Genomic DNA, 26,457 nt, shown 5'->3' with positions numbered 1-26,457 from the left:
TTACGTTGCGTTGTCCGCTTCGCCGCTCCCCGCGACGAGGGCGCGCAGCCCCCGCATCGACTTGTCGAGAACGTTCTCGGCGGCCCGCCGCACGATGAAACTCGGGATGGGCCCCGCGGGTTCGACGGTGATGTCGAACCGCACGCGGGTCTGGTCGACGCCCGCGGGCTTGAGGTTGTACTCGACGTGTTGGCCGTGCTGTTGGGCGGTGCCCTTGGCGTCGTAGACCACCCAGTCGGGGCCCCAGTGATACTCGACGATTTCTTTGTCGGTGAGCCCGAAAACCCTGATAGTCGCCCTCACGTGGTGCGGCCGCCCGTCGGGATAGCGGTCGATCACTTCCACCTTTTTGTGCAGTGGCGACCAGGTTTCCAGCACGCCGACATCCTCGAGCGCCCCCATGACCACGTCCAGCGGCGCGTGAACGATAAATTCTCGTGATGCCTTTACAGCCACTGCCTTCAACCTAGCAACGGCGTCCGGCCTACGGAACGTATTAAGTTAAATTTCTGGCTACCAGCCGATTTCGCTGATCGCTGTGGTGGAACGCGGCGGTGGCCCGACCGGCCCCGGCGGCGTTCGGGAAAAGCGGGGAGCCGGTGCGGCCTGCTCGACGCCATGGGCGGTGATCACCGTGGCGCGCGCGTTCAAATGGTCGTCGGTGGCGGCCTCGGTCCACGTCAGCACCGGAGTGACGCACGCATCGGTGCCGGCGAAGACCTGCGTCCACTCGTCGCGCGTCCGGCTGGCGAACCGTTGCGCGAAGACGTCGTGCATCTGTTGGTACGAACCCGCGTCGAGCTGATCGGGTACGTCGCCGGGCGCCAGCCCGAGCCCGCTGCACAGCGCCGCGAAGAACTGCGGCTCGATGGCGCCGACGGCCATGTACTTGCCGTCGGACGTCTCGTAGCACCGATAGAACGGGGCGCCACCGTCCAGCAAGAAGGATTCCCGCTTGTCGCGCAGGCTGCCAATTCCCTTCATAGTCCACATCATTTGGCACAGCACGCTGACGCCGTCGACCATCGCGGCGTCGACAACCTGGCCCCGGCCCGACCGCTCCCGCTCGTACAGTGCGGTCACGATCCCCAGCAGCGCCAGCATCGAGCCGCCGCCGAAGTCCGCGACCAGGTTCAGCGGCGGCATCGGCGGACGATCGGCATAGCCCAGCGCCGACAGCGCGCCCGTCTGCGACAGGTAGTTGATGTCGTGGCCGGCGGTCGAAGCCAGTGGCCCGTCCTGTCCCCAACCGGTAATCCGCGCGAAGATCAGTCGCGGGTTCACCGCCGCGCACTCGTCGGGTCCGATGCCCAGGCGCTCGCAGGTGCCGGGCCGAAAGCAGTCCAACAACACGTCGGCCTTGGCGGCCAGCGCCAGCAGCGCCTCGGGCTCGGACTTGACGTCGAGATCGACGATCCGCTTGCCGCGGTGCAATAGGTCGCAGTCTTCGGCCGGCATCGTCAGCCCGCCGGGGCGGCGCACCCGCACCACGTCGGCGCCGAGATCGGCGAGCACCATTCCGGTGTGCGGGCCCGGGCCGATGCCACCGAGTTCGACGACCTTGATGCCGGCCAGCGGTCCAGCCACGGCGTCCTACTTGCCCTTCTTCAGCTGCAGCACCCGCTTGCGCAGGCCATCGGTCCCGCTGTCGACCGTGCCCTTGATGGCGCGTTTCAAGATGAACCCGGGCACCGGGACCACCGGGTCGACGCTGAGCTGGAACTTGACCAGGGTGGCATCGCCGTCGGGAACCAGCGTGTAGGACGCGTCCTGCGAGCGCTGTTGGCCCGAGCTGATCAGCGACCAGCTCACCACGTTGTCGCCCCATGTGTAGGCGATCACCTGGTCGTCGGTTATGCCCGCGGCTTTGACTTTCATCTTGACCTTGGTCGGGCGGCCAGCGGCGTTGCGCTCGAGAATTTCGGCGCTCTGGTGCGCCGAGGACCACTCGGGCATGCTCTCAAAATCAGCGACGACATCGAGGATCTCTTCGGGGCTGGCCTCGATGACAACTTCCCGGGTTTCTTTGATCGCCATGGCCGCACCCTAGCGAAACGACGTCGCACCGGTAGCAAATTCGACCGAGCGTACCGTCGTGTTCGTGACTGATTCCACGACCGCGGCGGGATCGGTTCCCGCCGAACCCGTCTACACCGTCGGTGACTACCTCTTAGACCGTCTGGCCGAACTCGGCATCTCCGAGATCTTCGGCGTCCCAGGTGACTACAACCTGGAATTTCTCGACCACATCGTCGCCCATCCGGCCATTCGCTGGGTCGGCTGCGCCAACGAACTCAACGCCGGGTACGCCGCTGACGGCTACGGGCGACTGCGTGGAATGTCAGCTCTGGTAACAACATTCGGGGTGGGTGAACTCTCGGCGGTCAACGCGGTCGCCGGCGGGTACGCCGAGCACGTGCCGGTCGTGCACATCGTCGGCGGCCCCTCCAAAGACGCCCAGGGCACCCGGCGGGCCCTGCATCACTCGCTGGGCGACGGGGACTTCGAGCACTTCTTCCGGATCAGCCGCGAAATCACTTGTGCCCAAGCGAATCTCATGCCCGCGACGGCGCGCAGGGAGATCGACCGAGTGCTTTGCGAGGTGCGTGAGCAAAAGCGGCCGGGCTACATCCTGCTGTCCACCGACGTCGCGCGCTTCCCCACCGAACCCCCGGACGCGCCGCTGCCGCGCTACACCGGCGGCACCAGTCCCCGAGCGCTGTCGATGTTCGTCGATGCCGCCACCGAGCTCATCGCCGATGACCAGTTGACGGTGCTGGCCGACCTGCTGGTGCATCGCCTCCAAGCGGTCAAAGAGCTCGAGGCGCTGCTGGCGGCCGACGTGGTGCCGTACGCGACATTGATGTGGGGAAAGAGCCTGCTCGACGAGAGCTCGCCCAACTATCTGGGCATCTATGCCGGTGCGGCCAGCGCGCCGCAGGTGCGCTCGGCGGTCGAGGACGCACCCGTTTTGGTCACTGCCGGAGTGGTTTTCACCGATATGGTCAGTGGCTTCTTCAGTCAGCGGATCGACACCGCGCGCACCATCGACATCGGGCAGTACCAGAGCAGCGTGGCCGGCCACGTCTTCGCGCCACTGGAGATGGGCGCCGCCCTGGACGCGCTGGCCGGGATCCTGACGGGGCGCGGTGTCACGTCACCACCGGTGGTATCGCCGCCGGTGGTGCCGCCGCCGCCGTCCCCACCGCGCGATCAACCACTCACCCAACAGATGTTGTGGGACCGCGTTTGTGGAGCCCTCACACCGGGCAACGTGGTGCTCGCCGACCAGGGCACCTCGTTCTACGGCATGGCCGACCACCGGTTGCCGCGGGGTGTCACCTTCATCGGCCAACCCCTTTGGGGCTCAATCGGTTACACGCTGCCTGCGGCCCTCGGCGCGGGAGTGGCGCACCGCGACCGGCGAACGGTGTTGCTGATCGGCGATGGCGCCGCTCAGCTGACCATCCAAGAGCTCGGCACTTTCTCGCGCGAGGGGCTGTGCCCGGTGATCGTGGTGGTCAACAACGACGGCTACACCGTGGAGCGCGCGATCCACGGGCCGCAGGCGCCGTACAACGACATCGTCAATTGGAACTGGACGGACGTTCCGAAGACGCTGGGCGTCGTCGATCACTTGGCGTTCCGGGTACGGACCCACGGGGAACTCGACGATGCATTGGCCGCCGCCGCGGACTACCAGGACCGCATGGTGTTCGTCGAGGCAGTGCTGCCCCGGCTCGAAATACCGCCCCTGCTAGGCAAACTCGTGCAACCCATGTCGCCGCAGGCTTCGGCGCCCTAGACCGAACGCGTCTTGCATTCGGGGTCTGGGGACCCCAATATCGAGCGCACCGTGCGCCGGCAGCGTCCGCAGTCGGCGCCCGCACCGCAGGCCCGGGCGACGTCCTTCGTCGTCGCCGCCCCGGCCGCCACGCACTCGGCCACCGTTTGGCTGGTGACCCCGTTACACAGACACACGAACACCGAGTGGTCCGCTCACTCAAGCCTCGATACGCATGATGTCGGACATCTGGCCGACGAACAGCGGAGGGTAGGCGCCCGCCCCGGCCCTGGACATCCATTGGGCGGCGGCATCGGGGTGCTCGATCCACTCACGCGCGCTCCGCTCGTCGGCGAACTCCTGAAGGATCAGCACCTCGTGATCGTCGTCGAAAGCTTGGAACACCCAGGTCTTTCGGATGCCAGCCACGGCGAACCTGTCCATCGCGGCTCCGACCTCGGCGGTCAGGATCGCCACGTTGTCGACCGACGCGATGGCGGCGACCACGACACCGGGCGCGGCCGGATCCGGCTGGGGCGCCGGGACGAACCGGTCGATGATCTCACCGGCGAAAACGGCGGGGATGTCCTCGATGCCTGCTTCGTCGAACCAGTCGAAGAAGACCCGCGAGCGCAGCAGCTCCACGATGGGCTCGCGGCTATGGACTCCGATCATCACCAGGACGCGGCCGTGGTCGTGGTTCGACGTGTAGACCAGGACATGGTGTGCCCCCATGTTGGAGAGCGCCGCCTTGTTGCGAGCCAGGAAGGGCCACACCTTGGTCGGGTCGGGCACGCGATAGTCCGACGCGATCACCATCGAATGAATATCGCCGTCGCTCATCGAAGTTGGTCCTTCATCACTTTCCCTGTCGCGTTGAGTGGGAGTGAATCAAGGAACTGTACCGCGCGCGGCACTTTGAATCCGGCCATGCGGTCGCGGCACCAGCCGATCAACTCGTCGGCGGTGACCTCGCCGCTGAGGACGACGAACGCCTTGCCGACCTGCCCCAGCCGTTCGTCCGGCACACCGATCACCGCCGCCTGCGCGACGGCCGGGTGTTCCATCAGGAAGCCCTCGATCTCGGCCGGGTAGGCGTTGAAGCCGCCGACGATGAACATGTCCTTCTTGCGCCCGACGATGCGCAGCCGCCCGGAGTCGGTGAAGGTTCCCAGGTCGCCCGTGTGCAGCCAGCCGTCGGCGTCGATCGCTTGCGCGGTTGCGGCGGGGTCGTCCAGATACCCCTTCATGACGCCGTACCCGCGCACCAGCACCTCGCCGTCATCGGCAATGCGCACGTCGACTCCCGCGCAGGGCACGCCGGCGGTGGTGGCCACATCCTCGGAGGAATCGCCGGGCAGCGAGAGGGTGACGTTGCCGGCCTCGGTCAGCCCGTAGCCGGTCATCAACGTCTGGAACGGCAGTTCGTCGTGGATGCGACGGACGAGCTCGACGGGGATGTCGGCCGCGCCGGTCACGCCGGCCCGCAGCGTCGACAGCTTGGACTTGTCCGCCACCGCGAGCAACGAGTGGTACAGCGTGGGCGGCCCGGGGAGCATCGTGATGCGTTCGCGCTCAATGAGATCCACGACGGTGTCGACATCGAAGACCGCGACGGGCAGCATCGTCGCGCCGCGCAAAAACGACGTGACAAGCCCAGCCTTCAGGCCGAAAGTGTGGAAGTAGGGGTTGATCTGCAGGTAGCGGTCGCCCTCGCGCAGGTCCGCCAGCGTCGCCCACTCCTCGTACATCCGCAGCGTCTGGCGGTGGTGCATCATCGCGCCCTTCGGGCGGCCGGTGGTGCCCGACGTGAAGATGATGTCCGAGGTGTCGGTGCCGTCCATCGCACGCTCGAACGGTGAACCGCTGGAAAGGAAATCGGACTTCAGGTCGATGACGGGTATTCCGGCGGGCGCGGTGTAGTCCTGGTCCAGAAACCCCTTCTGCACCAGGACGGCCTTTGCCCCACTGCGCGCGATGACGTCGCCCGCTTCGTCAGTCTTGAACCGGGTGTTGACCGGCACCAGCACGCCACCGGCGGTGAGCAACCCGAACGCGGCGATGATCCACTCCGCCGAGTTGGGTGCCCAGATAGCGACCCGCTCACCCTTGTCGACACCGAGGTCCGCGAATGCCCCTGCGGCACACCGTATTCGTTCGACAACTTCGGTGAAGGTAAAGCGCAGCGGACCGTCGACGACCGCTTCCGCGTCGCCGAACCGGTCCGCCGCGCTCAAGACCATCTCGGGGATGGTCTGCCAGTTTGGCGGGGCTGTCACACCGTGACGAGCCGTCCGAGGTTGCCGCCCATGATCTTCGCCTGATCTTCGGGCTTCAGGTGAGACAGCGCCTCGATGTAGTAGGTCGGCTCCGCCAGCCCTTCCGGGTGCGGCCAGTCCGAGCCGTACAGCACCTGGTCCACGCCGACGAGCTTGACCAGATCGTCGATGCCGTCCTCGAAGAACGGGCTGACGTGGATCCGACTCTTGACCATCTCGACGGGATCGCTCGGGAACGCCTCCGGGGCCTTGCGGAACACCTCGGCCAGGCCGTCCAGCAGCGGGGTCATCCACTTCGAGCCGGCCTCGACGATCGCGACCTTCAGCTTGGGGTGGCGGTAGAGCGCGCCGTGAATCACCCACGAGCCCACCGAGTCCTGAATCGGACGCCACTCGTTGAGAATGCCCATCGCATTGGTCTGGAACGGCAGCATCTCTGCGGCGGCCCCGTCCCACTCGGAGGTGTACCGGGAGTAGCCACTGTCGCTGGAGTGCATGCCGACCAGCAGGTCGTACTCGACGACGCGCTCCCAGAACGGGTCGAACTCGGGCAGCGCGAACGAGCGCGGGCCGCGGAAACCGGGGACCGGGGCCGGACGGATCAGGATGCAGCGAGCGCCGCGCTTGACCACCCACTCCAGCTCCTCGATCGCCTTCTCCACGATCGGCAGGGTGATGACCGGGGTGGTGAAGATGCGGTTCTGGTAGTTGAAGCCCCAGACCTCGTCGAGCCACTCGTTCAGCGCGTGGACCAGGACGTGGATGGCGACGGGGTCGTCCGCCAGCCGCTCCTCGAGCAGGCTCGCCAGCGTCGGGAACATCAGGGTGCGGTCCAAGCCCAGCTCGTTCATCTTCTCCAGGCGCGGGGCGGGCTCGAAGAACGCCGGAATCGCGCGCATCGGCTCACCGAACAGCTCGCGCTTGGTCTTCCCGTCCGGATTACCGAACTTGAAGTACTCCTCCCAGGCGCCCGGCTTGGCGACGACCTCGAAGGTCGGGTTGGGGATGTAGTTGCTGATCTGGCCGCGCAGCGCAATCTTGGTGCGCCCGTTCACCTGCACGTACTGGACGTGGTTCTTGTACTCCTTGGGCAGGAACTTGGTCAGCGCTTCCGGCGGCTCGTAGAGGTGATTGTCCGCGTCAAAGATCGGAAACGGGACGTCTATCCGGTGCGACAACTGGCCCATGAGATTCTCCTTTGCAATTTGCGAGAATACTATTCTCTCGCTGGCTGTCACCGCAACACGCGCCCCGCGGTGGCAGGTGGCCCGCGGTCAGCAGGTGACGGTGATTTTGAAGTTCGCCGAGGCCGCTTCGTTCGGCTGGTCGGTCTTGAAACCGTTGGCGGTGCCGGTGATGGTGAATTTGTCCCCGGTCATGCTCGTATCGGCGTTGCCACCGTTGCCCCGGGCGTACATGCCGGTGAACCCACCGAGATTCTGGATGCGCACCGACTCGGTCGACGCCGGCTGCGCACCCTCATCGATGATGATGTTGGCTCCGGCGAAGCTGCCGCCGATATCGATCGTCCGCGTCCACTGCATCTGACCGCACTTCACGACGTGGAAATTCGCGTCTTTCCCGTCGACGGTCACCGCTGCCGTGCTGGAGATCTGTGGCACCGGTCGCGACGTGCACGCCGCCAGCAGTGCAACGGTAAGGGCCGCAATGGCGACCACGGTTCGGTTCCGCACCGAGCACCTCCATCCTCGCCGACCGATTCTTCGGCCTGCAACGATGATGTTATTCTCGCGAAAAGAGAATGCCAATATCCAGGTTTCTTTGTCCCGGGAGCGATGACGGATGGTGGACCTAGAGGTCGACGATGGGCTGGCGGTGCTCACCATCGATCGCCCCCACGCGCGCAACGCCATCGCGCTGGACACCATGGGACAGCTGGAGAAGGCGATCGACGCGGCGGCGGGGGCCAACGCCCTGGTCATCAAGGGCGCGGGCGATCGGGCCTTCGTGTCGGGCGGCGACCTCAAGGAGCTCAGCGCGCTGCGGACCATCGAGGATGCCGCGGCGATGGCCAAGCGGATGCGGTCGATCTGCGATCAGCTGGCGAGCTTTCCCGCGCCGGTGATCGCGGCGCTCAATGGCCACGCCTTCGGCGGTGGCGCCGAAGTTGCTGTCGCAGCGGACATTCGGTTGGCCGCCGACGACATCAAGATCGGGTTCAATCAGGTGGAGCTGGAGATCATGCCGGCCTGGGGTGGCGCGGAGCGCCTGGCCGGGCTGGTCGGCAAGAGCAGGGCCCTGCTGTTGGCCGGTACCGGAACGGCGCTCACCGCGGCCGACGCCGAGCGGATCGGCTTGGTGGACAAGGTGTTGCCCCGCGCTTCATTCGAGTCACCCACCGAGGGATGGCGCCCGATCGCGAGGTCGCTGGCTCGTCACCCGGCAACCGAGATAAAGCGCGTAATCCGAGGCGTTTCGCCTGATGAGGCGATAGCATCCTTTGCACGACTATGGGTTACCGACGCGCACTGGCAGGCCGCAGAGCGGGTAATGAACCGCACTGGCACACGTCGGGCGACCGGAGGAGCGACATGACAGGCGTTCAGAGAATATTGGGAACCCCCCTGGCGGGGCTGACGGTAGCTGCGGGTTTGGCCGTCAGCGCTCCACTGGCCCATGCCGACCCCGACCCGACCATGCATCACGTCAAGTACGCCGTCACCACGGAGAACCCGATCTACACCGACATCTATTACCTGGATCACCAGCCGGCAAAGTTCTCCGATTACAGCCACAACCCGTACTCGTTCACCCCGCACATCGACGTCGACCTCGGCCCGGGTAAATCCTGGACCTACGACCTGGATATGACGGACCCCGACCACTACGCGATGGTCGTGGCGAGCACGGGCACGGAGCCCGGCGCGCCAGGGATTCACTGTGTGTTGGCGGTGGACGGCGCAGTCGTCGTATCCAACGGCGGCGCCAAAGGCGCGCTCTGCTCGCTGCGTAACTGGTGAACCACCCAGCTCTCCTCCGCACCCTCGATCGGCTGGGGTTCGCCTTCCAGGCGGCGCAGGTGGTCCTCGACTAGTTGCACGGTTTCAGCGTGGCCGCTGGACATGCCGATCGCCTGTTCGAGCACCAAAAACCTCGACAAGCTGGACATGAGTACGGTGACCACCACCGGCGGCATCTCTTCTCTGGCCACCCCGTACCGCTGCAGGGCCGTCGTCACCGCTTTGCGTTCCTCTTCACGGAAACGCTCTGCGTAATAAGCGATTTCGGCTCGCATTTCCTTGCGGTGGTTGGCCAGCGCCATGAATTCCATGGAAATCCGGGTGAAGGCGGGATCGGTGCCGAACCGCCACAGCGCCCACAGCGGCTGCGGCGACTTCATCAGCATCGCGTGCACCTCGATCGCTTCTTCGCCGCGGCGGCGGAAGACCTCGAGAAACAGCTCCTCCATGGTGCGGAAGTAATAGTGCACCAGTTGTGGCTTCAGCCCCGCCTTGTTCGCGAGGCGGCGCGACGTGACGGCGGCGTAGCCCTCCTCGAGCATCAGCTGCTCGGCCGCGTCGAGCAACAGGACGCGATTCTTCGCGTCCGGCGCCCCGATTCTGCGGGCCGAAGTCATTGTTTGCTCCATACTCTCGGCATTTCCGTTCCGACCACACGGATCGTAGCGCGGCACGGCCTAGTGACCTTGACCATGACATTACCGCCATGCTAAGCAGGTGCTCAGCATATTCTGATCTCGAAGGTGGGGCGGCGGGAATGCGCGCTGCCGACAATCCACAAAGTAAAACCAGCCCAGGAGACGCAACCCGATGACCGACTACGAGTCGATCGACTTCTTGACCGATCCGTCTTTGATCCCAGACCCGCACCCGTACTTTGACTACCTGCGCAGTCAAAACCCGGTGTTGCGGTTGCCGCATCACGGAGTCGTCGCCGTCACCGGATACGCCGAAGCCACCGAGATCTACAAGGACCCGGAGACCTTCTCCAACATCGTCGCACTGGGCGGACCGTTCCCTCCGCTGCCGTTCACGCCCGAGGGCGGCGACATCAGCGCGCTGATCAACGAGCACCGCAGCTACTTCCCGATGAACGAGCACATGGTCACGATGGACCCGCCGGACCACACCAAGGCCCGCTCGGTGCTGGCCAAGCTGCTGACCCCGAGTCGGTTGAAGCAGAACGAAGAGTTCATGTGGCGGCTCGCCGACCGCCAGCTCGACGAGTTCCTGCACAACGGCGAGTGCGAATTCATCGCCGAATACTCCAAGCCGTTCGCCACGCTGGTGATCGCCGACCTGCTCGGCGTGCCAGAGCACGACCACAAGGAGTTCCGCGTCGTCCTCGGCGCCGATCGTCCCGAGGCGCGAGTCGGCGCCCTGGACCATGAGTCGGTGGGAGTCAACCCGCTGGAGTGGCTCGACGACAAGTTCTGCAACTACATCGAGGAACGGCGGCGCGAACCGCGCGGCGACGTGCTGACCTTCCTCGCCGAGGCGAAGTACCCGGACGGCTCGACTCCGCCGGTGATCGAGGTGGTCCGCTCGGCGACGTTCCTGTTCGCCGCCGGACAGGAGACGACGGCCAAGCTGCTGTCCGCCGCGCTGCAGGCGCTCGGCGACCGGCCGGACGTCCAGGAGGAGCTCCGCGCGGACCGCAGCCTGATTCCGGGATTCATCGAGGAATCGCTGCGCATGGAGAGCCCGGTCAAGAGCGACTCACGCCTGGTCGTCAAGGACACCAGCATCGGTGGCGTCGACCTGCCCGCCGGGACCGTGTTGATGATCCTGCCCGGTGCTGCCAACCGCGACCCGAGCCGATTCGAGAACCCGCACGAATTCGACTTGCGCCGCAAGAACGTTCGCGAGCACATGGCCTTCGCGCGCGGCGTGCACTCCTGCCCGGGCGGCCCGCTCGCCCGCGTCGAGGGACGGGTCTCCATCGAGCGCATCCTCGACCGGATGCCGCACATCGAGATCAACGAGGCCCACCACGGCCCGACCGCCGAGCGTCGATACAGCTACGAGCCGACGTACATCCTGCGCGGCCTGAGCGAACTGCATCTGTCGTTCACCACGGCGGACGCGATCGCTCCGGTGGCCTAGCGCCGGCGGGACGCGAGCGCTACCGGACCTGCAGCCCGACGAAGTAACAGCTGAGCAGGGCGACGCCGATCAGCAGCACCCACGCGTCGGTGAGTCGGCAGAGCAGGACCGGAGCGTCGCGCACCTCCATGAATTCCCGAAAGATGATGCGCACCTTGACCAGAGCGATCACGATGACGCTCGATGTCACCACCGCGCTGGATCTCAGCGACCCGTCGACGGAGTGGTCGATGAACAAATAGCCCAGCGTCAGCGCGGCCAGGATCATCCAGACGAACAGCAGTCTCTTGTTGAATTTCATCGCTCACCTCACCACGTACAACAGCGCAAAGATGAGTACCCAGAGGAAATCGACGGTGTGCCAATACGTTGCGCCGGTTTCGACGAGTTCCTGAGAGCTTTGAGATTTGGGCGCCGGGCTCCGGAGTTGATAGACGATGATGCCGAGGACGACGAAGCCGATCAACAGGTGGACGAAGTGAATCCCGGTGAGGAAGAAGTAGTACATAAAGAAGTCGTTGCTGTCCACGCCGTTTCCGGCGTGCACCAACCGAACCCATTCAAACACCTTGAAAAATAGGAACACTGCCGCGAATGCTGCCGTGATGAAGACGTCGCGGAGCGCCGCGCGATACGCGCCGGCCCGTGCCGACTGAACACACCGCGCCACCGACCATGAGCTCAGCAGCAGGATCAAGGTGTTGCAGACTCCTATGCGCAGGTCGAGCTGGGCCTGCGCATGCAGGAAAAGCTCTGGATTGCGGCCCCGGGAGAACAGGTAGAACCCGAAATACGCTGTGAAGACCAGGGTCTCGAACAACACGAAGGCCCACATGTCGGGCTGACCCGGCACGGTCCTGGCGGGTTTGCTCTTTTCGGCGAGGTCCGTCTTGAGATCGGTCACTGCGCCACCGCCTTCTTGCGCGGCAGCGCCGGCAGCGGCCCGGTACCGAAGTCTTCGCGGCGGACCAGTTGGAACAGCATGACGATGAACGTGACTTGGTAGATGCCGAACACCACCATGTCCAGCCACCAGGCGATCTCGCCATCCCATGCGAACACGCCGCGGCGGAAGATCCAGCAGGGCGCCACAACCACCTCGGTCAGCGCGTTGCACAGGTTGAGATAGCCGAACCACTTCGGGAACACGCGATTCTTGTCGAGCAGGATCGCGACCATCCAGATCAGCGAGCCGATCAGGAACACGCCCATCGTTCCGTCGAACGACAGGAAGGCGAAGTCGTAGAGCCAACCGATCGCTTCGGGGTCGCGGTCGGGCCGCAGCGTGCCGACGATCAGCGCGACGTTCAGCAGGATCATGCCGGGAACCGCGCTCAGCGAGTAGATGAGCAGGTACGAGTAAGCGAACGCGCGACTGACCGACATGCGCCGCATCGAATACGCGATGAGGGCGTTGTTGACCGCGATCATGCCGCTGATGGCGAAGATGACACCGAAGCCGACGGGGATGCCGAGGCGACGCTCGGCGAACCAGTGCACCTGCGTCGCGAGGTCCCAGGTGGGCTCCGGCGGGGGCTGCACTTGCGCCACGATGAAGAACATCGGGAAGAACAGACTGTAGAACACCATCAGCGTGCCCCACGCCAACCACAGTTCGCGCCTGGGATCGCGCGTCAGGTGCCAGGCGATCCGGTGATGCAGGGGGCCCGGGGGCGTCGACGGTGTGATCACCGCGCTCATGCGGTGACCAATTCGTCTGGCCGCGCGCGGTTCTCGGCCCGCTCGCGGTAGACGGCCTGCCCCAACGCGACGCCCATCACGACGATCCAGACCGCGATGGCGATGTTCTTCACCCAGAACGACAGGAAGCCGTCCCAGGCCAGCGGGCCGGTCAAGCTCACACCGACGAATGCGGCCGGCGCCAGCGCGGCACCGACGAGCAGGTTGAAGTAGGCCACCCAACGGCCGAATATCGGCCGCGGCTGGTCATCGAAAAAGATTGCGAGGGCGAGGATTACACACTGCCCGATCAGGAATGGGACGACGATGGTGAAGGTAACCCAGCCGAGATCGTTGAGCAGCTGGGTCAGCCCAGGGCTGCGCTCCGGACGAAAGGCGGCGAGCAGCCAGCAGACGTTGGCGACGAGAAAGAGCGTCGGGCCGCCGGCGGCACAACCCAGCATCGCGTAGGAGAAGATGGACGTCCGGTGTGCCATCCTGCGGATCTGCAGCACGATCAGGGCCAGGATCGGGACGAGGCACACGCCGAACCAGTTGAATACGATCATGCTGGAACGGATCTGGGGAATGTGCGCCGGATCGCGGTAGAACGCGGCCACCTGCTCGGCCGTCATCGACGGCGACATCGGCGGGTTGAAGCCGGGGAACAACAAGAACGCGGCGATCCAGATAAGCAGGGCCGCGGGCAACGTCCACAGCAAAATGACTTCGCCGTCGACCCGTCGTACGGTCCCCTGATCCTTGGTGCTCTCGCCGACGTCGGACATTGCCTGACTCCTTCCGGCACATACCCCCGCTTGCCAAATTCGGCTCGTCAGCGAAGCTAGCCGATCGGCTACCCAAGCGCAATAGCCGTTCGGCTACGCTCTGGGTGTGGTTTCCCCGCCGGATGGACGTCGGTTCAGTTCCATCAAACGCAGCCCAGCGCAGACGCGCGTGATGGATGCGGCGATGAAACTGATCGCGGATCACGGCGTGGGCGGAACATCGCTGCAGATGATCGCCGATGCGGTAGGGGTTACCAAGGCCGCGGTCTATCACCAGTTCAAGACCAAAGAGCAGATCGTCATCGCGCTGACCGAACGCGAACTCGGTGGTCTCGAGGAAGCGCTGGAAGCCGCCGAAGCCGAGGATCATCCGCCGCGCGCGCGTGAGTTGCTGCTGGACCGCGTCATCGATTTGACCGTCGAACGTCGCGGTGTTGCCAGTACCCTGCAGTTCGATCCGGTCGTTGTCCGGCTGCTCGGCGAACAGGAACCATTCCTGCAATTCATCCAGCGCCTGTACCGAGTGCTCGTCGGCGACGCCGGCGACGACAGCCGGGTGCTCGCGGCGATGATGTCGGGAGCCATCGCGAACGGCGTAGTACATCCGCTGGTGGGTGACATCGACGACGAGACGCTGCGTTGCCAGCTACGGCGCATCACCCGGCGGCTCATCGAAGCGGCCGATATTGGTGTGACCGCGCGGACTGAGTTCTGCTAGCTCACCCGCACCGGCGCCCAAGTTCGTCAACGGATTCCTCGGTGCAGGACACCAATGCGCCGGTTATTCTCAAACGCGAGTTTAGCCAGGCGGCCGAGGGAGGCTGGATGTCCGCACTTCCTGCTAGCACTCCTGCTGCCACCCGCTCCGTCGAGCGGTTTCGCAATCGAACCCTGACGTTTTTTCCCGCCGAAATGATGTCGACTCTGTATCGCCGGCGTGGACCGATCACGGTGGTCGGCCCTTTTACCTTCCTGTTGGGTCCGGAAGCCAACCGGTTCATTTTGGCGAATCCCGAATTATTCAGCTGGCGTAAGGCTTTCCAAGCGTTCATTCCAGTAAGCGGTGAGTCGGCGCTGATCGTCAGCGACGGGGCAGCACACCGGCGTATGAGGCGAATCCTGCAGCCCCTCTTTCACCGGCGCCAAATCGAGCGCCATCTGGCAGTCATTGCGGAGAACGCCGACGTCGTCATCGACCAGTGGCGCCCCGGGCAGCGAATCGAGGTCTTCCAGGCATTCCGCTCCGCGCTACGGCGGGCCACCATTGACTCGTTATGTGGTCAGGAGATGGCCAGAGATACTCCATTCATTTCAGAGCACATCCAGGACTCGCTGGATCTCGCCAGAAGCGGCCTGCCGCAGGTCGCGGTGTGGAACCGGCGGCTGTCCACGCCGCAGTCGCGCCGGGCGATGGCTGGGATGCGCAAGATCGACGCGCGGGTGTACGCGGAGATCGATCGACTGCGCCGGGATGGGGGCGACGAAGACAACACCTTCCTTGCCACACTGGTGCATGGAGCCGATGGCTCTGGAGAACCACTGAGCGACAAGGAGATTCGCGATCAGGTGGTGAACGTGATCCAAGCGGAAGAGACCACGCATCCGGTACTGGCGTGGGCAATCTACGGAATGCTCACCGGCCCGGGGGTGTGGGATCGCGCCGCGGCGGAGGTTCGTGAAGTCCTCGGCGACCGCCGGCCCGAAGCAGCGGATTTGAAGCGACTGACGTATCTGAACGGCGTGGTGCACGAGACCTTGCGGCTGTACTCGCCATCCGGGATGTCGCTGCGCCATGTTGCCCAAGACTTCGAATTCGCCGGCAGGCGGGTCAAACAGGGCAGCACACTGATATTCAGTCCTTATATCACGCACCGGTCGCCCGAAGCCTGGCCCGAACCCCTGGCGTTCCGGCCGCAGCGGTGGGATCCGGCCGAACCCGGTTACCGGATCCGAGGGACCGACGAGTATCTGCCGTTTATTCCGGGGCCGCACCGATGTCTCGGTGCAGAGCTGGCCAAGATAGAGATCACCGTGATGCTCGCGCGGCTGCTGTCTCGCAGCTCATTACACCTTCCCGATCAGCGTCCGATCCGGATGGCTAGCCTCCCCGTGATGCATCCAGCGCATGGCATACAGGTCGATGTCCTCGATTGCCTTGGCTGCGACGAAAATTCGGTGCAGTCACGACCACGACACCGGTAGTTCAACGAGGCCGCCGGTAATCGAGTCTTGCCGCAGGGGCACTTCGACGGGGTCGCAGGTCAAATGCATAGACGGGAACCGTTGAATGAGTTGAGTGAAAACCGCCTTCAACTCGAGACGCGCTAAGGGGGCCCCTACGCAATAGTGTGCACCGTGTCCAAGAGCGAGGTGACCGGTCTGCTCGCGCGCGATGTCCAGCCGCTCAGGGTCGGCGAACACGGCCGGGTCGCGGTTGGCCGACCCAAGGTCCAGTAGCACGAGGTCCCCGGCCTGAATCGGGACACCGTCGAAGTCAAAGTCGGTGCGCGCGTAGCGAGGGACACCTCCCAGGGTGTTGAAGTTCGAAGCGCGCATGAGTTCTTCGACGGCTTTGGGAACCAGCGCAGGCTCGTCCTGCAGAGTTCGCCACTGGTCGCGGTTCGCCAGCAACCTCAATACTCCCTGATCGATCTGGACCACCGTGGTCTCGTGTCCGGCGAAGATCAACGCCAACGTCAACAATGTGGCCCCAGTGTCGTCGACGTCCTGGCCGCAGAGTCGCGAGATCACGTCGTCTTCGGGGTGGGCGCGCTTGTGCTGCACCAGTTGCAGGCTGTAGCCAAATAGCGCAGCCAGCCCGTTCTCGGAACGCGTGCGATCCTCCACGCTGCCCGCGTCCTCGCACAAAGACCTGAATTGGTCGCGATCGGAAGTGGGCACCCCGAGCAGCTCGCAGATCACCAGAACCGGCAGGGGCACCGCCAATTTCGAGTGCAAATCAGCGGGGGGACCCTGCTCTGCCAGTTCGTCCAGCAACGCGGTCGTGAGTTCTTCTACCCTCGGCGCTAGTGCGTGCAGATGCCTGGGCGAGAAGTGGGGCTGCAGCAACTCGCGCATCTGCGCATGGTCGGACGCTTCAGTTTCGAAGTTGCCCACCGGGTTCCCGAACAACGCCGATTCGGCGACGCGAGGGGCGTTCTCGGGATCGGGATGCGATCTGCCGAGACGATCGTCAGCGAGCAGTCGTCGCACCTGCGCGTAATCGATGACTAGCCAGGCATCGTCGCCGGTGGCAGTGCGGACCCGATGAACGGCGCCTCGCTGCAGTGTGCGCAATTCGGGCGCGATATCCAGTGGCGATGCCTGGCGAAATGGCAGTTGAGGGATGGTCGTCACCGATACACCTCCGGTCGATAACCGACAGAGCGGCCAAAAGCATTAACGAGCAAGATCATTGCAGATCAACCCCTGACTGACGAGGCTAATGAATGGACCACGCGCGGCGCCTGAGGTTTTCGCCCAAATGCGCGCGGCCTCCGGCGAGAATCTGCTCGTTGGACCTGATGCAATGTTCGCTGAGCGGCGGGCCGAGTTGTTGGTAGCCCGCCTTCCGGGTGTTCCTAAACCGCGTCCGAGAACCGATAAGTCGATCGGTAATAAAGTTATTACGTGTCGAGCCGGCACGGGTTAGGCTTGCTGGACAATCGCGTCGTGGCCTGGCACAGGTGGCGGCCGCCGGTCCATGTGGGACGGCGGTACCGCCTGGAGCGACATCCGGAGGACCACGTTGCGGGAGGTCCTTATAGGAGGGTGCGTTGACAACCTTCGAAGCTCAGGACGCGGCGGCGCAGGTCGATCACGCCAGTCAGTCGGACGTCACCGCGGCGAGATCGGTGTCGATGCAAGAGGCGCGACAGCTTCGCGATGCACCTCCGCCTTTCCCGTTCGGGTGGTTCGCGGTGGCGCAGTGTCACGAGCTGCGTGCGGGCGCGGTGTTGACCCGCCAATTCATGGATCGCGAGATTGTCATCTATCGCACCCAGTCTGGAACGGTATGCGCCACCGAGGCGTACTGCCCGCATCTGGGGGCCCACCTGGGACACGGTGGCGAGGTGTGTGGCGAGGAACTGCGTTGTCCGTTTCACGGCTTCCGGTTCTCGGTGAAAGGCTCGTGCGTGTACTCGCCGTCGGGTGCCCCGCCTCCGGCGGCACGCCTGGGTCTTCTCGAGGTCCGCGAGACCCACGGTGCGATCCTGGTGTGGCACGGACCCGCCGGACAGGTGCCATGGGAGATCGATGCGCCCGACGAAGAATCGGAGTGGCGCAGGGTGGGACATAGGATTCGCCACGTCCGCAGCCACCCGCAGGAACTCCTCGAAAACAGCATCGACATCACGCATTTCAGTGCTTTGCATGGGTTCGGAAATGTGGGGGTCTCTCGGCCCGCAACTTTTGACGGCCCACGGTTGGGCGTTGACTACGCACTCAAACAGAAGACCCCATGGGGGTCCCCTGTTGATGTCGCACTGCGCATTCGACTGAACGGTCTGGGCTTTGCCATTACCGAGGTGGAGACACTCGGCTTCACGCTGCGGCTCGTCGGTTTGGCAACACTCGTTGCTGAGCGCGACACGGTCCATTTGCTGTTGATGAGCATGCGCAAACAAGGCCGAAGCCTCGCGGGCAAAGCCTACTGGCGTTGCGCTCAAGAAGTGCTCGGACCGTTCGTTATGGGCGGCCTGATGAACCAGATCAACCAAGATGACCCGGTGTGGTCGAACAAGAAGTATCTGCGCCGTCCGGCCATTGCTGAAGGTGATGGCCCGATCCACGCCTATCGACGATGGGTGAGTCAGTTCTATCCAGAAGGTGCAGCCTGGTGACCGCGGACGTCACGGCGGCGAAATCGGTGTCGCTGCACGAGGCGCGGCAGCTTTGCGATGCGCCTCCGCCTTTTCCGTTCGGGTGGTTCGCGGTGGCGCTGTGTCACGAGCTGCGTGCGGGCGCGGTGTTGACCCGCCAATTCATGGATCGCGAGATTGTCATCTATCGCACGAAATCAGGAACGGCGTGCGCGGTGGAAGCGTACTGCCCGCATCTGGGCGCCCATCTCGGACACGGCGGCGAGGTGTGTGGCGAAGAACTGCGTTGTCCGTTTCACGGCTTCCGGTTCTCGGTGCAAGGTTCGTGCGTGTACTCACCGTCGGGTGCCCCACCTCCTGCGGCGCGCCTGGGTCTTCTCGAGGTCCGCGAGATCCACGGTGCGATCTTCGTGTGGCATGGTCCCGCCGGGCAGGTGCCATGGGAGATTGATGCGCCCGACGATGAGTCGGAGTGGCACATGGTGGGACACACGGTTCGCCACGTTCACGGCCACCCGCAGGAACTTGTCGAAAACAGTGTCGACATCGCGCATCTCAGTACTCTGCATGGGTTGCGGAATGCTCAACTGGTCGAGCCGCCGATTTTTGACGGCCCGCGAGTGCGCATTGGCTACACCTACACTCAACCGACTCCGTGGGCATCCGGTGTTGATAAAATGCGCATTCGAATCGACGGTTTGGGCTTCGTTTTTGACGAGGTCGATACACCCGGTTTTTCACTCCGGTTTTTTCCCTTGTGGACTCCGGTCGGTGAACGCGACACGATCCAGCATCTCCTTGTGAGCGTACGCAAACGGGGCCGAAGCCCAGTGGGCAAAGCCTTCTGGCGTTACGTCGAAAAAATGAGCGGGCCGTTGATCCTGCGCGGATTCGTCGACCAAATCAAGCAAGATGAGCCGGTGTGGGCCAACAAGAAGTATCTGCGCCGTCCGGCCATTGCTGAGGGTGACGGTCCGATCCACGCGTATCGACGATGGGCGAGTCAGTTCTATCCAGAAGGTGCAGCCTGGTGACCGCGGACGTCACGGCGGCGAAATCGGTGTCGCTGCAAGAGGCGCGGCAGCTCTGTGATGCGCCTCCTCCTTTCCCGTTCGGGTGGTTCGCGGTGGCGCTGTGTCACGAGCTGCGTGCGGGTGCGGTGTTGACCCGTCAGTTCATGGATCGCGAGATTGTCATCTATCGCACGGAATCAGGAACGGCGTGCGCGGTGGAGGCGTACTGCCCGCATCTGGGAGCCCATCTGGGGCATGGCGGCGAGGTGTGTGGCGAGGAGCTGCGTTGTCCGTTTCACGGCTTCCGGTTCTCGGTGCAAGGCTCGTGCGTGTACTCGCCGTCGGGTGCCCCACCTCCCGCGGCGCGGCTGGGTCTACTCGAAGTCCGCGAGACCCACGGTGCGATCTTCGTGTGGCATGGTCCCGCCGGACAGGTGCCATGGGAGATTGATCCACTGGTTGATGAATCAGACTGGCGCCGTGTACAACACACCGTTCGGCACGTTCACAGCCACCCGCAGGAACTTATCGAGAACAATATCGACATCGCGCATCTCGGTACTCTGCATGAGTTGCGGAATGCACAACTAGTCGAGCCACCGATTTTTGACGGCCCGCGAATGCGCGTTGACTACACCTACACTCAACCGACTCCGTGGACGTCCGGTGTTGACATCACAATGCGCCTTCGAATGGACGGTTTGGGCGTCCTTGTCGACGAGGTCGACATACTCGGTTTCTCAATGCGGTTCATCGGCTTGGCGACTCCGGTCGGTGAACGCGACACGATCCAGCATCTGCTTGTGAGCGTACGCAAACGGGGCCGAAGCCCAGTGGGCAAAGCGTTCTGGTGTGGCGTCGAAAAAGTGTTCGGACTGCTCGTGATGCGCGGGCTGGCCGACCAAGTCAAGCTAGATGAGTCGGTATGGATTAACAAGAAGTATCTGCGCCGTCCGGCCATTGCTGAGGGGGACGGTCCGATCCACGCGTATCGACGATGGGCGAGTCAGTTTTATCCAGAAGGTGCAGCCTGGTGAGAGCGGGGAAACCCCGCCACTCAGCAGGCTGAGACAGCTTGCTCTCCGTACTGACCGCTATGCAAATGGCCACGGAGCGATCAACGAGTCATGTTGAACGCTAGGTGATTTGGTGTTGTTTGGTACGTGCTGCGGCGGCGTGTTTGGCGGCGATGACGGTACGCAGTTCTTCCATGGAGATATCGGAGCGATAGCGGCGGGTGACAGCGTTGACCGCCAGAGCAATTCCGGTGTAATTTCGGTCTGTTGTACGCCACTGCAACAACGGTTCACTGGCGGGGGCGACCCGAGAGGTACTCGATGAAGGCGACCTCGGATACATTCTGGATTACTCGGAATCCTGTCGGTCGTGGGCGGGATTGGTTGCAGTCGCGGCGGCGGATCGATGCGCCGCGACCGCCCGGCCCACGTGGGCGGCCTTTCGTCGGCGTGATGGGCGACTACTGGGCGGATCCCTGCGGATACCTGCGGGAGTTGAGAAACCGCTACGGTGACGTCTATCGGCTTCCGTGGCCGATGGCTGAAGTGGTGATGGTGAACCATCCCGACCACGTCGCCCACGTCCTGAATAGCAGGGAGGGCAAGTACGGCCGCATGATCGGTCGGAGCGCCGGCTTCGCCGGGTTTGCGGTGGGCGCTGGATTGGGCCTACTGGACGGGGAGAAGTATCGCCAGCGGCGCAAGGCGCTGGCACCGATGTTCGGCCGTCGGCAGCTCACGAGGATCGCCAGCTGTCTCGCCGACGAGTTCGACAAAAGCCTGGCCAGATGGGATCGGTTCGCCGAGTCCGGCGAACGGATCGATCTGCACGAAGAGCTGCCCGCTGTGATCATGCCGGCGTTCATGCGAGTGATGTTTTCGAAAGAGCTCACCGACGCCGAGCTGCACCAGGTTGAAGTCGATATGCGCGCCTGGATGTCCCCATTTACGTATTCCTTGGGCTTTCTCGGCCGCCCCCGGCTGCTACTGGAAGCCGGGAATATCGCACAGGCGTGGTTGCGGATGCGGCGCTGGGTGTTGCGGCGCGTGGACGAACGATTGGTCGACGGTCAGTCTTACGACGACACGGCGCAGGTGGTTCTGGACGCGCACCGCCGGGACGGCGGGTCCATCCGTCGGCGCGACGCCGTCTTGGACATCATGAGCCTGATGGGTGCCGCTTGGGACAGCGTCGACGCGTCGTTGGCGTTGACGCTGGGGTTGCTCCCGCAGAATCCAGCAGCTCAGCAGCGGCTCTACGACGAGGTTGATGGGCTTGGTGGGGCGGTGCCCACTTTCGATGATCTGGATCGGCTGCAGTGGGCGAGGGCGTGCTTCGCGGAGGGTCTGCGGCTGGAGGCCCCTCCCTTCCTGCTGCGGGTTGCAAAGGTTAACGACACCATCGGTGGGTACCAAATCCGTCGCGGAAGCCGTGTCGCAGTATCGCCGTATGCCCTGCATCGTGATGCGCGCTGGTGGGGTCCTGATCCCGACAGCTACGATCCGATGCGGTTTTACGACAAGGACACCATCGCGGCGCGGCCGAGCCTGGCCTACGTCGCCTTCGGCGCCGGACCACGCCGTTGTCTCGGTATGCCGATGACCGAGATGATCGCGCAACTCCTGCTCGCCCAACTCCATCAGCGGTTCCGGGTACAAATTCCCACTGACTGGAGTCCCCGGTACGACCCCGCCGCCTCTCGGTCGCACGTGCCCGCCGTCATCACCAAGGTGCCCGCGCCAGCGAATTGAATTGAGGCCGAACGCTTTCACGAACCGGGGTTGAACTCGAGTCAGCTCGCCGCGTCGAGCAGCTCCTTGAGTGCGAGGCGCAGACCGGCCTAGTTCGAGGCTGCTGGATTTGCTCAACAATCCGTATGTTATTGCGTGACTTTAAGACTGCATACTTGCTAGCCTTCTGAATAATGCACCGGCTTAGTGGAACCGACACGCACACCCTGCGCATGGAGACGCCGGAACAACCGATGACCGCCTGCGGCATGTTCATGCTGGACACTTCGACGATGCCGGGTGGATACAGCTTTGAGGCCTTCCGCGACAAGCTATCCGGGCAAATTGCCGCGCTGCCCGAATTTCGTATGAAGCTGGCGGACAGCGCGCTGAATCTCGACAACCCGGTCTGGGTAGACGATCCCTACTTCGACCTTGACCATCACCTGCACCGCATCGAGCTGCCGGCACCGGGTGGTCACCGAGAGCTCGCCGAGTTGGCCGCGCGTCTGGTCGGAGAGCGGATGGACCGCGACCGACCGGTGTGGGACATGTGGGTGGTGGAGGGCCTCGTCGGTGCCGATCCGGGCTTGCAGGCGAATGTCGCCCTGATATTGCGGATGCAGCATGTTCTCGCGGACGGCCCGACCGCCCTCAACATCTTCAGTCGGCTTTGCAGCACCGAAGCCGACCCGCCGCCGCCGGAGCCTATCGCCGGGGTTGGGACTGTCAGCACGCGGCGGATCGTGCTGGATGGATTGGTCCAGTTCGTCTGCAAGCCTTGGTATCTGATCAAGACGCTGTTGTCGGCGTCGGTCGCCGTCCTATTCAAAGCCAGGAAGGTTCGTCGCTCCGCTGGGGACAAAACGGTGCCGGGTTGGTTCGGCCGAATGCCAAACGCGCCGCGGACCCCGTTCAACGGCAACATCACGAAGAGCCGCGCCGCGGCGTACGTCCAGCTGGATTTGACGGATGTCAAGGTCATCAAGGACAGGTTCGGCGTTACCGTCAACGATGTGATGTTGGCCGTGTTGTCGGGTGCGCTCAGACGGTTTCTGCTCGACCGCAACGCGTTGCCCCAGGCCGGACTCCTCGCGATGATGCCCGTCGCGGTTTCCGACCCGGCCCGCGCGAGCCGCAACCAGTTCGCAATCCGGGTGACCGGCTTGCACAGCGACATGGCCGATCCGGCGGAGCGGATCGAAGCCATCGCCGAGATGAGTTCGCTTGCCAAGCAACATACTTCGGCGGTCGGAGCTTCACTGCTTGGAGACTGGCTGCAATGCGTTCCCGGCCTGTTGGCGATCGGAGCACGCTTTTATAAATGGTCCGGGCTCAGCGAACGCCGGCCCGTGTACAACTTGGGTATCTCTAACGTGCGGGGAGCGGAGACGCAGGAGTATCTGCTGGGTGCGGCGATTACGGGCAGGTACGCCTTCGGTCCGGTTGTCCACGGCTGCGGGCTCCAGATGGTAGTGATGTCGCTCAACGGTAAACTCGACATCGGCTTAGTGTGCTGCCCGGATTTGGTGTCCGACCTTTGGGATCTGGCAGACGGTATACCAGCTGCACTTCTCGAATTGCAGACTGCGGCGGGCTGACAACGCCTAATCCGTCACCAGGCTGCACCTTCTGGATAGAACTGACTCGCCCATCGTCGATACGCGTGGATCGGACCGTCACCCTCAGCAATGGCCGGACGGCGCAGATACTTCTTGTTGACCCACACCGGGTCATCTTGCTTGAGTTGGCCGACCAGTCCGCGCAGGATGAACCGTCCGCTCATTTTTTCGACGCCACCCCAGAAGGCTTTGCCCACTGGGCTTCGGCCCCGTTTGCGTACGCTGACAAGCAGATGCTGGATCGTGTCACGTTCACTGACGGGCGTCGCCAAGCTGAAGACCCGCATCGAAACACCGCGTGTATCGACCTCGTTGACGACGACGCCCAAACCGTCGATTCGGATGCGCATTGTGACGTCGGCATCAGACTTCCACCGGGCCGACTGAGTGTAGGTGTAATCAACGCGCAGTTGCGGGCCGTCAAAAATTGGCGGCTCGGCCAGTTGCGCATTCCACAACCCATGCACGGCACCAAAATGCGTGATGTCGATGCTGTTTTCGACAAGTTCCTGCGGATGGCTGTGAACGTGCCGAACGGTGTGTTGTACACGGCGCCAGTCTGATTCATCACCAGCCAGCGGCTCAATCTCCCATGGCACCTGGCCGGCGGGGCCGTGCCACACGAAGATCGCACCGTGGATCTCGCGGACTTCGAGAAGACCCAGGCGCGCCGCAGGAGGTGGGGCACCCGACGGTGAGTACACGCACGACCCTTTCACCGAGAACCGGAAGCCGTGAAACGGACAACGCAGCTCTTCGCCACACACCTCGCCGCCGTGTCCCAGGTGGGCTCCCAGATGCGGGCAGTACGCCTCGGCGGCGCACACCGTTCCAGACTGGGTGCGATAGATGACAATCTCGCGATCCATGAACTGACGGGTCAACACCGCGCCCGCACGCAGCTCATGACACAGCGCCACCGCGAACCACCCGAACGGAAAGGGAGGAGGCGCATCGCGAAGCTGTCGCGCCTCTTCCAGCGACGCTGATACCGCGGCGGTCTGCTCCGGCTGATCGGCGAGCCCGGTCTGTGTCGCCGCGCCCTGAGCTTCGAAGGTTGTCAACGCACTCCCTTTGGAAGGACCCTCCGACCAGCGATCAGGTGGTCCACCGGATACCGCTAAAGCCCACACCGCATTCACACGGACCGGCAGCTACACTTCGGCCGGACCGCGACGCGATCATGTCGCAGTCTATCCCGGTGCCGCGAGATTGCAGTCTCGATAGGCCGAATAATCTCTGCCTCGAGACATCCCCTGTTTTCGTCATAGAGCGTGTGGCGCCATCTGCCAGGACAGCCATCGGCACCAGGAATTCCTCAAGGTCCTCAAGCGCGGAGCGCGCGCCCACCCCGACCAGCAGCGGCATTCGGTGATGGATAACTACGCCGCCAACAAACGCATCGAGGTCCCCGAGTGGTTGGCCAACCACCCGCGCATCCATGTGTGCTTCATTCGATGACTTGGACGAATCCTCAAGAAAGCAAACCGTCATGGGGGATGAACGGTAGGCTCACCCGACATACACCAGTTCGAGATACGATTCTCAAGGGGTGACAATGCCAACGTCCGAGCGGCACTCAGAAAATTTACTCGCCCGACAGGCACGGTGGATGTACGAGCTGAAGCAATTAATGAGCGTTGGCATGGATATTACGACGCCGCAGAGTATGGGCAAATTATACGACACGGTGTTCAACGACGCGAATAATTTCGCGGAAGACTCGATGTTTTTGAATTACGGGTATTGGAAAAACAACCCGACGACTCTCGATGAGGCTTGTGCTGAATTTGCGCGCTTAGTGGGAAGAGAAGCAGACATACGGCCTGGTGACATCGTGGTCGATGCTGGACCCGGATTCGGTGATCAAGATTTCCTCTGGGCAAAAGAGTTTCAGCCTCAGGAGATTATCGGAATAAACGTATCGAGAAAGCAAATCGAGATAGCTTCCGGAAGAGCACAAGCATTGGACCTCGCGAGCACCGTACGGTACATCCACGGGTCGGCCAGTGAGTTGCCCAGGCCGGACGAATCTGTGAACAAGGTAGTTGCGCTTGAATCGCCCTTTCACTTTCCTTCGCGTCGCGAATTCTTCAGTGAAGCTTTCCGGGTTCTCAAGCCCGGCGGCCGCCTCGTGACTGCGGATATCATTCCGCTGCCCAAGGAGGCAGTCCCACGACCTAACGCCCGGTGGGGCATCGTCGGATCGGCTGCTCGCTCGGTGTATGCGCACGGTGAAGCGAATGATTTCGACGCTTCGGGATATAGCGACGTCTTGCGAGAAACAGGCTTCGAGAAAGTGAATGTGTATTCGATTCGGGACTACGTCTTCGACGACTTCGCAAATTTTGTCCGCCATCGCCTCAAAAACTCGGATTACCGAAGTGTCCATCCTTGGCTACGGCGCATGAACGGTCCCACCGCAGTAGCGATATGGAGCCCGTGGCTAGATTATTTGATCGCGGTCGCGCAGAAGTAGAGTAATCGTCATCGCTTAACTCGTCCAGGAAGGCACGCAGCTGCGGTCGGTGATTGGGGCGAATTCCTCCGTGCTCCAACCGGATTGGGGCTCGGTGTAGAGGCTGCTGCCACAGGGGTGACCACGGTGATCAGGTGGTCTTGGAAGGTCTGTTC

Annotated in this window: 27 protein-coding genes; 12 read left to right on the top strand and 15 right to left on the bottom strand. The window is 63.4% G+C overall.

The window, feature by feature from the left end:
• The 3 genes from MRAB57_RS12580 to MRAB57_RS12570 are packed head-to-tail and all read right to left on the bottom strand — an operon-like array spanning position 1 to position 2,037.
• Positions 1-456: an SRPBCC family protein gene (locus MRAB57_RS12580; RefSeq protein ID WP_077087844.1), complete on the bottom strand. Its 456-nt coding sequence runs from the start codon at positions 454-456 to the stop codon at positions 1-3.
• A 57-nt stretch (positions 457-513) separates the two neighbouring features.
• Positions 514-1,587, bottom strand: a complete 1,074-nt coding sequence (locus MRAB57_RS12575) for a CaiB/BaiF CoA transferase family protein (RefSeq protein ID WP_108637935.1) — start codon at positions 1,585-1,587, stop codon at positions 514-516.
• Between the two features lie 6 nt (positions 1,588-1,593).
• Positions 1,594-2,037 carry an SRPBCC family protein gene (locus MRAB57_RS12570; protein WP_077087843.1) on the bottom strand — a complete coding sequence of 148 codons (444 nt, stop codon included), beginning with the start codon at positions 2,035-2,037 and terminating at the stop codon, positions 1,594-1,596.
• A 64-nt stretch (positions 2,038-2,101) separates the two neighbouring features.
• Between MRAB57_RS12570 and MRAB57_RS12565 the strand changes: the two genes are divergently transcribed.
• Positions 2,102-3,805, top strand: coding sequence for an alpha-keto acid decarboxylase family protein (locus MRAB57_RS12565; protein WP_108638082.1), 1,704 nt, complete (start codon positions 2,102-2,104; stop codon positions 3,803-3,805).
• Here the strand turns inward: MRAB57_RS12565 and MRAB57_RS12560 are convergent.
• The 5 genes from MRAB57_RS12560 to MRAB57_RS12540 form a co-directional block, all read right to left on the bottom strand.
• The gene (locus MRAB57_RS12560) at positions 3,802-3,987 is read right to left on the bottom strand and encodes a (2Fe-2S)-binding protein (RefSeq protein WP_077087841.1); all 186 of its coding nucleotides are present in this window, start codon (positions 3,985-3,987) and stop codon (positions 3,802-3,804) included. The two genes, MRAB57_RS12565 and MRAB57_RS12560, sit on opposite strands and share 4 nt — an antisense overlap.
• Before the next feature lie 16 nt (positions 3,988-4,003).
• The gene (locus tag MRAB57_RS12555) at positions 4,004-4,627 is read right to left on the bottom strand and encodes a fatty-acid--CoA ligase (RefSeq protein WP_077087840.1); all 624 of its coding nucleotides are present in this window, start codon (positions 4,625-4,627) and stop codon (positions 4,004-4,006) included.
• Positions 4,624-6,027, bottom strand: coding sequence for a FadD3 family acyl-CoA ligase (locus tag MRAB57_RS12550; RefSeq protein ID WP_245836092.1), 1,404 nt, complete (start codon positions 6,025-6,027; stop codon positions 4,624-4,626). The genes MRAB57_RS12555 and MRAB57_RS12550 overlap by 4 nt, the downstream gene beginning before the upstream one ends.
• 32 nt (positions 6,028-6,059) lie before the next feature.
• Positions 6,060-7,250, bottom strand: a complete 1,191-nt coding sequence (locus MRAB57_RS12545) for an amidohydrolase family protein (RefSeq protein ID WP_077087838.1) — start codon at positions 7,248-7,250, stop codon at positions 6,060-6,062.
• A gap of 87 nt (positions 7,251-7,337) precedes the next feature.
• On the bottom strand, positions 7,338-7,757 hold the full coding sequence (locus MRAB57_RS12540; protein WP_077087837.1) for a lipoprotein LpqH: 420 nt from the start codon (positions 7,755-7,757) through the stop codon (positions 7,338-7,340).
• Positions 7,758-7,866: 109 nt separating this feature from the next.
• Here MRAB57_RS12540 and MRAB57_RS12535 point away from each other — a divergent pair, with 109 nt between their 5' ends.
• Together MRAB57_RS12535 and MRAB57_RS12530 are read left to right on the top strand one after the other, a co-directional pair.
• Positions 7,867-8,619, top strand: a complete 753-nt coding sequence (locus tag MRAB57_RS12535; RefSeq protein WP_077087836.1) for an enoyl-CoA hydratase/isomerase family protein — start codon at positions 7,867-7,869, stop codon at positions 8,617-8,619.
• 101 nt (positions 8,620-8,720) lie between these two features.
• On the top strand, positions 8,721-9,044 hold the full coding sequence (locus MRAB57_RS12530; RefSeq protein WP_108638081.1) for a hypothetical protein: 324 nt from the start codon (positions 8,721-8,723) through the stop codon (positions 9,042-9,044).
• Here the strand turns inward: MRAB57_RS12530 and MRAB57_RS12525 are convergent.
• Positions 8,960-9,661 carry a TetR/AcrR family transcriptional regulator gene (locus MRAB57_RS12525; protein WP_077090574.1) on the bottom strand — a complete coding sequence of 234 codons (702 nt, stop codon included), beginning with the start codon at positions 9,659-9,661 and terminating at the stop codon, positions 8,960-8,962. The two genes, MRAB57_RS12530 and MRAB57_RS12525, sit on opposite strands and share 85 nt — an antisense overlap.
• A 193-nt stretch (positions 9,662-9,854) precedes the next feature.
• On the opposite strand from MRAB57_RS12525, the gene MRAB57_RS12520 reads away from it, so the two are divergent.
• Entirely contained in the window at positions 9,855-11,150 is a 1,296-nt protein-coding gene (locus MRAB57_RS12520) for a cytochrome P450 (RefSeq protein WP_077087834.1), read from the top strand.
• Between the two features lie 19 nt (positions 11,151-11,169).
• Here the strand turns inward: MRAB57_RS12520 and MRAB57_RS12515 are convergent, their stop codons facing one another.
• The 4 genes from MRAB57_RS12515 to MRAB57_RS12500 form a co-directional block, all read right to left on the bottom strand.
• Entirely contained in the window at positions 11,170-11,451 is a 282-nt protein-coding gene (locus MRAB57_RS12515; RefSeq protein WP_077087833.1) for a cytochrome C oxidase subunit IV family protein, read from the bottom strand.
• Between the two features lie 3 nt (positions 11,452-11,454).
• Complete coding sequence (locus MRAB57_RS12510; protein WP_077090573.1) at positions 11,455-11,985, bottom strand: cytochrome c oxidase subunit 3; 531 nt, start codon at positions 11,983-11,985, stop codon at positions 11,455-11,457.
• Positions 11,986-12,050: 65 nt separating this feature from the next.
• Positions 12,051-12,851 (bottom strand): hypothetical protein, encoded by an 801-nt coding sequence (locus MRAB57_RS12505; protein WP_077087832.1) that lies wholly within the window; start codon positions 12,849-12,851, stop codon positions 12,051-12,053.
• Entirely contained in the window at positions 12,848-13,618 is a 771-nt protein-coding gene (locus tag MRAB57_RS12500) for a hypothetical protein (RefSeq protein WP_077087831.1), read from the bottom strand. The genes MRAB57_RS12505 and MRAB57_RS12500 overlap by 4 nt, the downstream gene beginning before the upstream one ends.
• Before the next feature lie 172 nt (positions 13,619-13,790).
• On the opposite strand from MRAB57_RS12500, the gene MRAB57_RS12495 reads away from it, so the two are divergent.
• Both MRAB57_RS12495 and MRAB57_RS12490 read left to right on the top strand, forming a co-directional pair.
• Positions 13,791-14,336 (top strand): TetR/AcrR family transcriptional regulator, encoded by a 546-nt coding sequence (locus MRAB57_RS12495; protein ID WP_077087830.1) that lies wholly within the window; start codon positions 13,791-13,793, stop codon positions 14,334-14,336.
• A 41-nt stretch (positions 14,337-14,377) separates the two neighbouring features.
• Positions 14,378-15,820 (top strand): cytochrome P450, encoded by a 1,443-nt coding sequence (locus tag MRAB57_RS12490; protein WP_216823738.1) that lies wholly within the window; start codon positions 14,378-14,380, stop codon positions 15,818-15,820.
• Here the strand turns inward: MRAB57_RS12490 and MRAB57_RS12485 are convergent.
• On the bottom strand, positions 15,800-16,975 hold the full coding sequence (locus tag MRAB57_RS12485; protein ID WP_077087828.1) for a cytochrome P450: 1,176 nt from the start codon (positions 16,973-16,975) through the stop codon (positions 15,800-15,802). The two genes, MRAB57_RS12490 and MRAB57_RS12485, sit on opposite strands and share 21 nt — an antisense overlap.
• A gap of 419 nt (positions 16,976-17,394) precedes the next feature.
• Here MRAB57_RS12485 and MRAB57_RS12480 point away from each other — a divergent pair, with 419 nt between their 5' ends.
• The 5 genes from MRAB57_RS12480 (at position 17,395) to MRAB57_RS12460 (ending at position 23,802) form a co-directional block, all read left to right on the top strand.
• The gene (locus MRAB57_RS12480) at positions 17,395-18,462 is read left to right on the top strand and encodes a Rieske 2Fe-2S domain-containing protein (protein WP_077087827.1); all 1,068 of its coding nucleotides are present in this window, start codon (positions 17,395-17,397) and stop codon (positions 18,460-18,462) included.
• On the top strand, positions 18,459-19,475 hold the full coding sequence (locus MRAB57_RS12475; protein WP_077087826.1) for a Rieske 2Fe-2S domain-containing protein: 1,017 nt from the start codon (positions 18,459-18,461) through the stop codon (positions 19,473-19,475). The genes MRAB57_RS12480 and MRAB57_RS12475 overlap by 4 nt, the downstream gene beginning before the upstream one ends.
• Positions 19,472-20,491 (top strand): Rieske 2Fe-2S domain-containing protein, encoded by a 1,020-nt coding sequence (locus MRAB57_RS12470; protein WP_077087825.1) that lies wholly within the window; start codon positions 19,472-19,474, stop codon positions 20,489-20,491. The genes MRAB57_RS12475 and MRAB57_RS12470 overlap by 4 nt, the downstream gene beginning before the upstream one ends.
• A 300-nt stretch (positions 20,492-20,791) precedes the next feature.
• The gene (locus tag MRAB57_RS12465) at positions 20,792-22,222 is read left to right on the top strand and encodes a cytochrome P450 (RefSeq protein WP_083743378.1); all 1,431 of its coding nucleotides are present in this window, start codon (positions 20,792-20,794) and stop codon (positions 22,220-22,222) included.
• A gap of 173 nt (positions 22,223-22,395) precedes the next feature.
• Positions 22,396-23,802: a WS/DGAT/MGAT family O-acyltransferase gene (locus MRAB57_RS12460; RefSeq protein WP_077087824.1), complete on the top strand. Its 1,407-nt coding sequence runs from the start codon at positions 22,396-22,398 to the stop codon at positions 23,800-23,802.
• Between the two features lie 14 nt (positions 23,803-23,816).
• Here the strand turns inward: MRAB57_RS12460 and MRAB57_RS12455 are convergent, their stop codons facing one another.
• A complete protein-coding gene (locus MRAB57_RS12455; protein ID WP_077087823.1) occupies positions 23,817-24,887 on the bottom strand; it encodes a Rieske 2Fe-2S domain-containing protein in 1,071 nt (356 codons plus the stop codon).
• Between the two features lie 548 nt (positions 24,888-25,435).
• On the opposite strand from MRAB57_RS12455, the gene MRAB57_RS12450 reads away from it, so the two are divergent.
• Positions 25,436-26,302, top strand: coding sequence for an SAM-dependent methyltransferase (locus MRAB57_RS12450; protein WP_157900596.1), 867 nt, complete (start codon positions 25,436-25,438; stop codon positions 26,300-26,302).
• The last annotated feature ends 155 nt before the right edge of the window (positions 26,303-26,457 follow it).

The organism is Mycobacterium rhizamassiliense, from assembly GCF_900157375.1.
GTDB classification, from domain to species: Bacteria; Actinomycetota; Actinomycetes; order Mycobacteriales; family Mycobacteriaceae; genus Mycobacterium; species Mycobacterium rhizamassiliense.
The sequence above is the reverse complement of the archived record's forward strand: the minus strand, read 5'-3'. Positions and strand labels throughout refer to the sequence as shown.

Bases quoted from the DNA above. Each gene is read 5' to 3' on its own strand.
- MRAB57_RS12505 (WP_077087832.1), bottom strand. From the start codon at position 12,851: ATGAGCGCGGTGATCACACCGTCGACGCCCCCGGGCCCCCTGCATCAC.
- MRAB57_RS12530 (WP_108638081.1), top strand. From the start codon at position 8,721: ATGCATCACGTCAAGTACGCCGTCACCACGGAGAACCCGATCTACACC.
- MRAB57_RS12535 (WP_077087836.1), top strand. From the start codon at position 7,867: ATGGTGGACCTAGAGGTCGACGATGGGCTGGCGGTGCTCACCATCGAT.
- MRAB57_RS12460 (WP_077087824.1), top strand. From the start codon at position 22,396: ATGCACCGGCTTAGTGGAACCGACACGCACACCCTGCGCATGGAGACG.
- MRAB57_RS12500 (WP_077087831.1), bottom strand. From the start codon at position 13,618: ATGTCCGACGTCGGCGAGAGCACCAAGGATCAGGGGACCGTACGACGG.
- MRAB57_RS12555 (WP_077087840.1), bottom strand. From the start codon at position 4,627: ATGAGCGACGGCGATATTCATTCGATGGTGATCGCGTCGGACTATCGC.
- MRAB57_RS12570 (WP_077087843.1), bottom strand. From the start codon at position 2,037: ATGGCGATCAAAGAAACCCGGGAAGTTGTCATCGAGGCCAGCCCCGAA.
- MRAB57_RS12495 (WP_077087830.1), top strand. From the start codon at position 13,791: ATGGATGCGGCGATGAAACTGATCGCGGATCACGGCGTGGGCGGAACA.
- MRAB57_RS12525 (WP_077090574.1), bottom strand. From the start codon at position 9,661: ATGACTTCGGCCCGCAGAATCGGGGCGCCGGACGCGAAGAATCGCGTC.
- MRAB57_RS12545 (WP_077087838.1), bottom strand. From the start codon at position 7,250: ATGGGCCAGTTGTCGCACCGGATAGACGTCCCGTTTCCGATCTTTGAC.
- MRAB57_RS12550 (WP_245836092.1), bottom strand. From the start codon at position 6,027: ATGGTCTTGAGCGCGGCGGACCGGTTCGGCGACGCGGAAGCGGTCGTC.
- MRAB57_RS12465 (WP_083743378.1), top strand. From the start codon at position 20,792: ATGAAGGCGACCTCGGATACATTCTGGATTACTCGGAATCCTGTCGGT.
- MRAB57_RS12510 (WP_077090573.1), bottom strand. From the start codon at position 11,985: ATGTGGGCCTTCGTGTTGTTCGAGACCCTGGTCTTCACAGCGTATTTC.
- MRAB57_RS12450 (WP_157900596.1), top strand. From the start codon at position 25,436: ATGTACGAGCTGAAGCAATTAATGAGCGTTGGCATGGATATTACGACG.
- MRAB57_RS12515 (WP_077087833.1), bottom strand. From the start codon at position 11,451: ATGAAATTCAACAAGAGACTGCTGTTCGTCTGGATGATCCTGGCCGCG.
- MRAB57_RS12520 (WP_077087834.1), top strand. From the start codon at position 9,855: ATGACCGACTACGAGTCGATCGACTTCTTGACCGATCCGTCTTTGATC.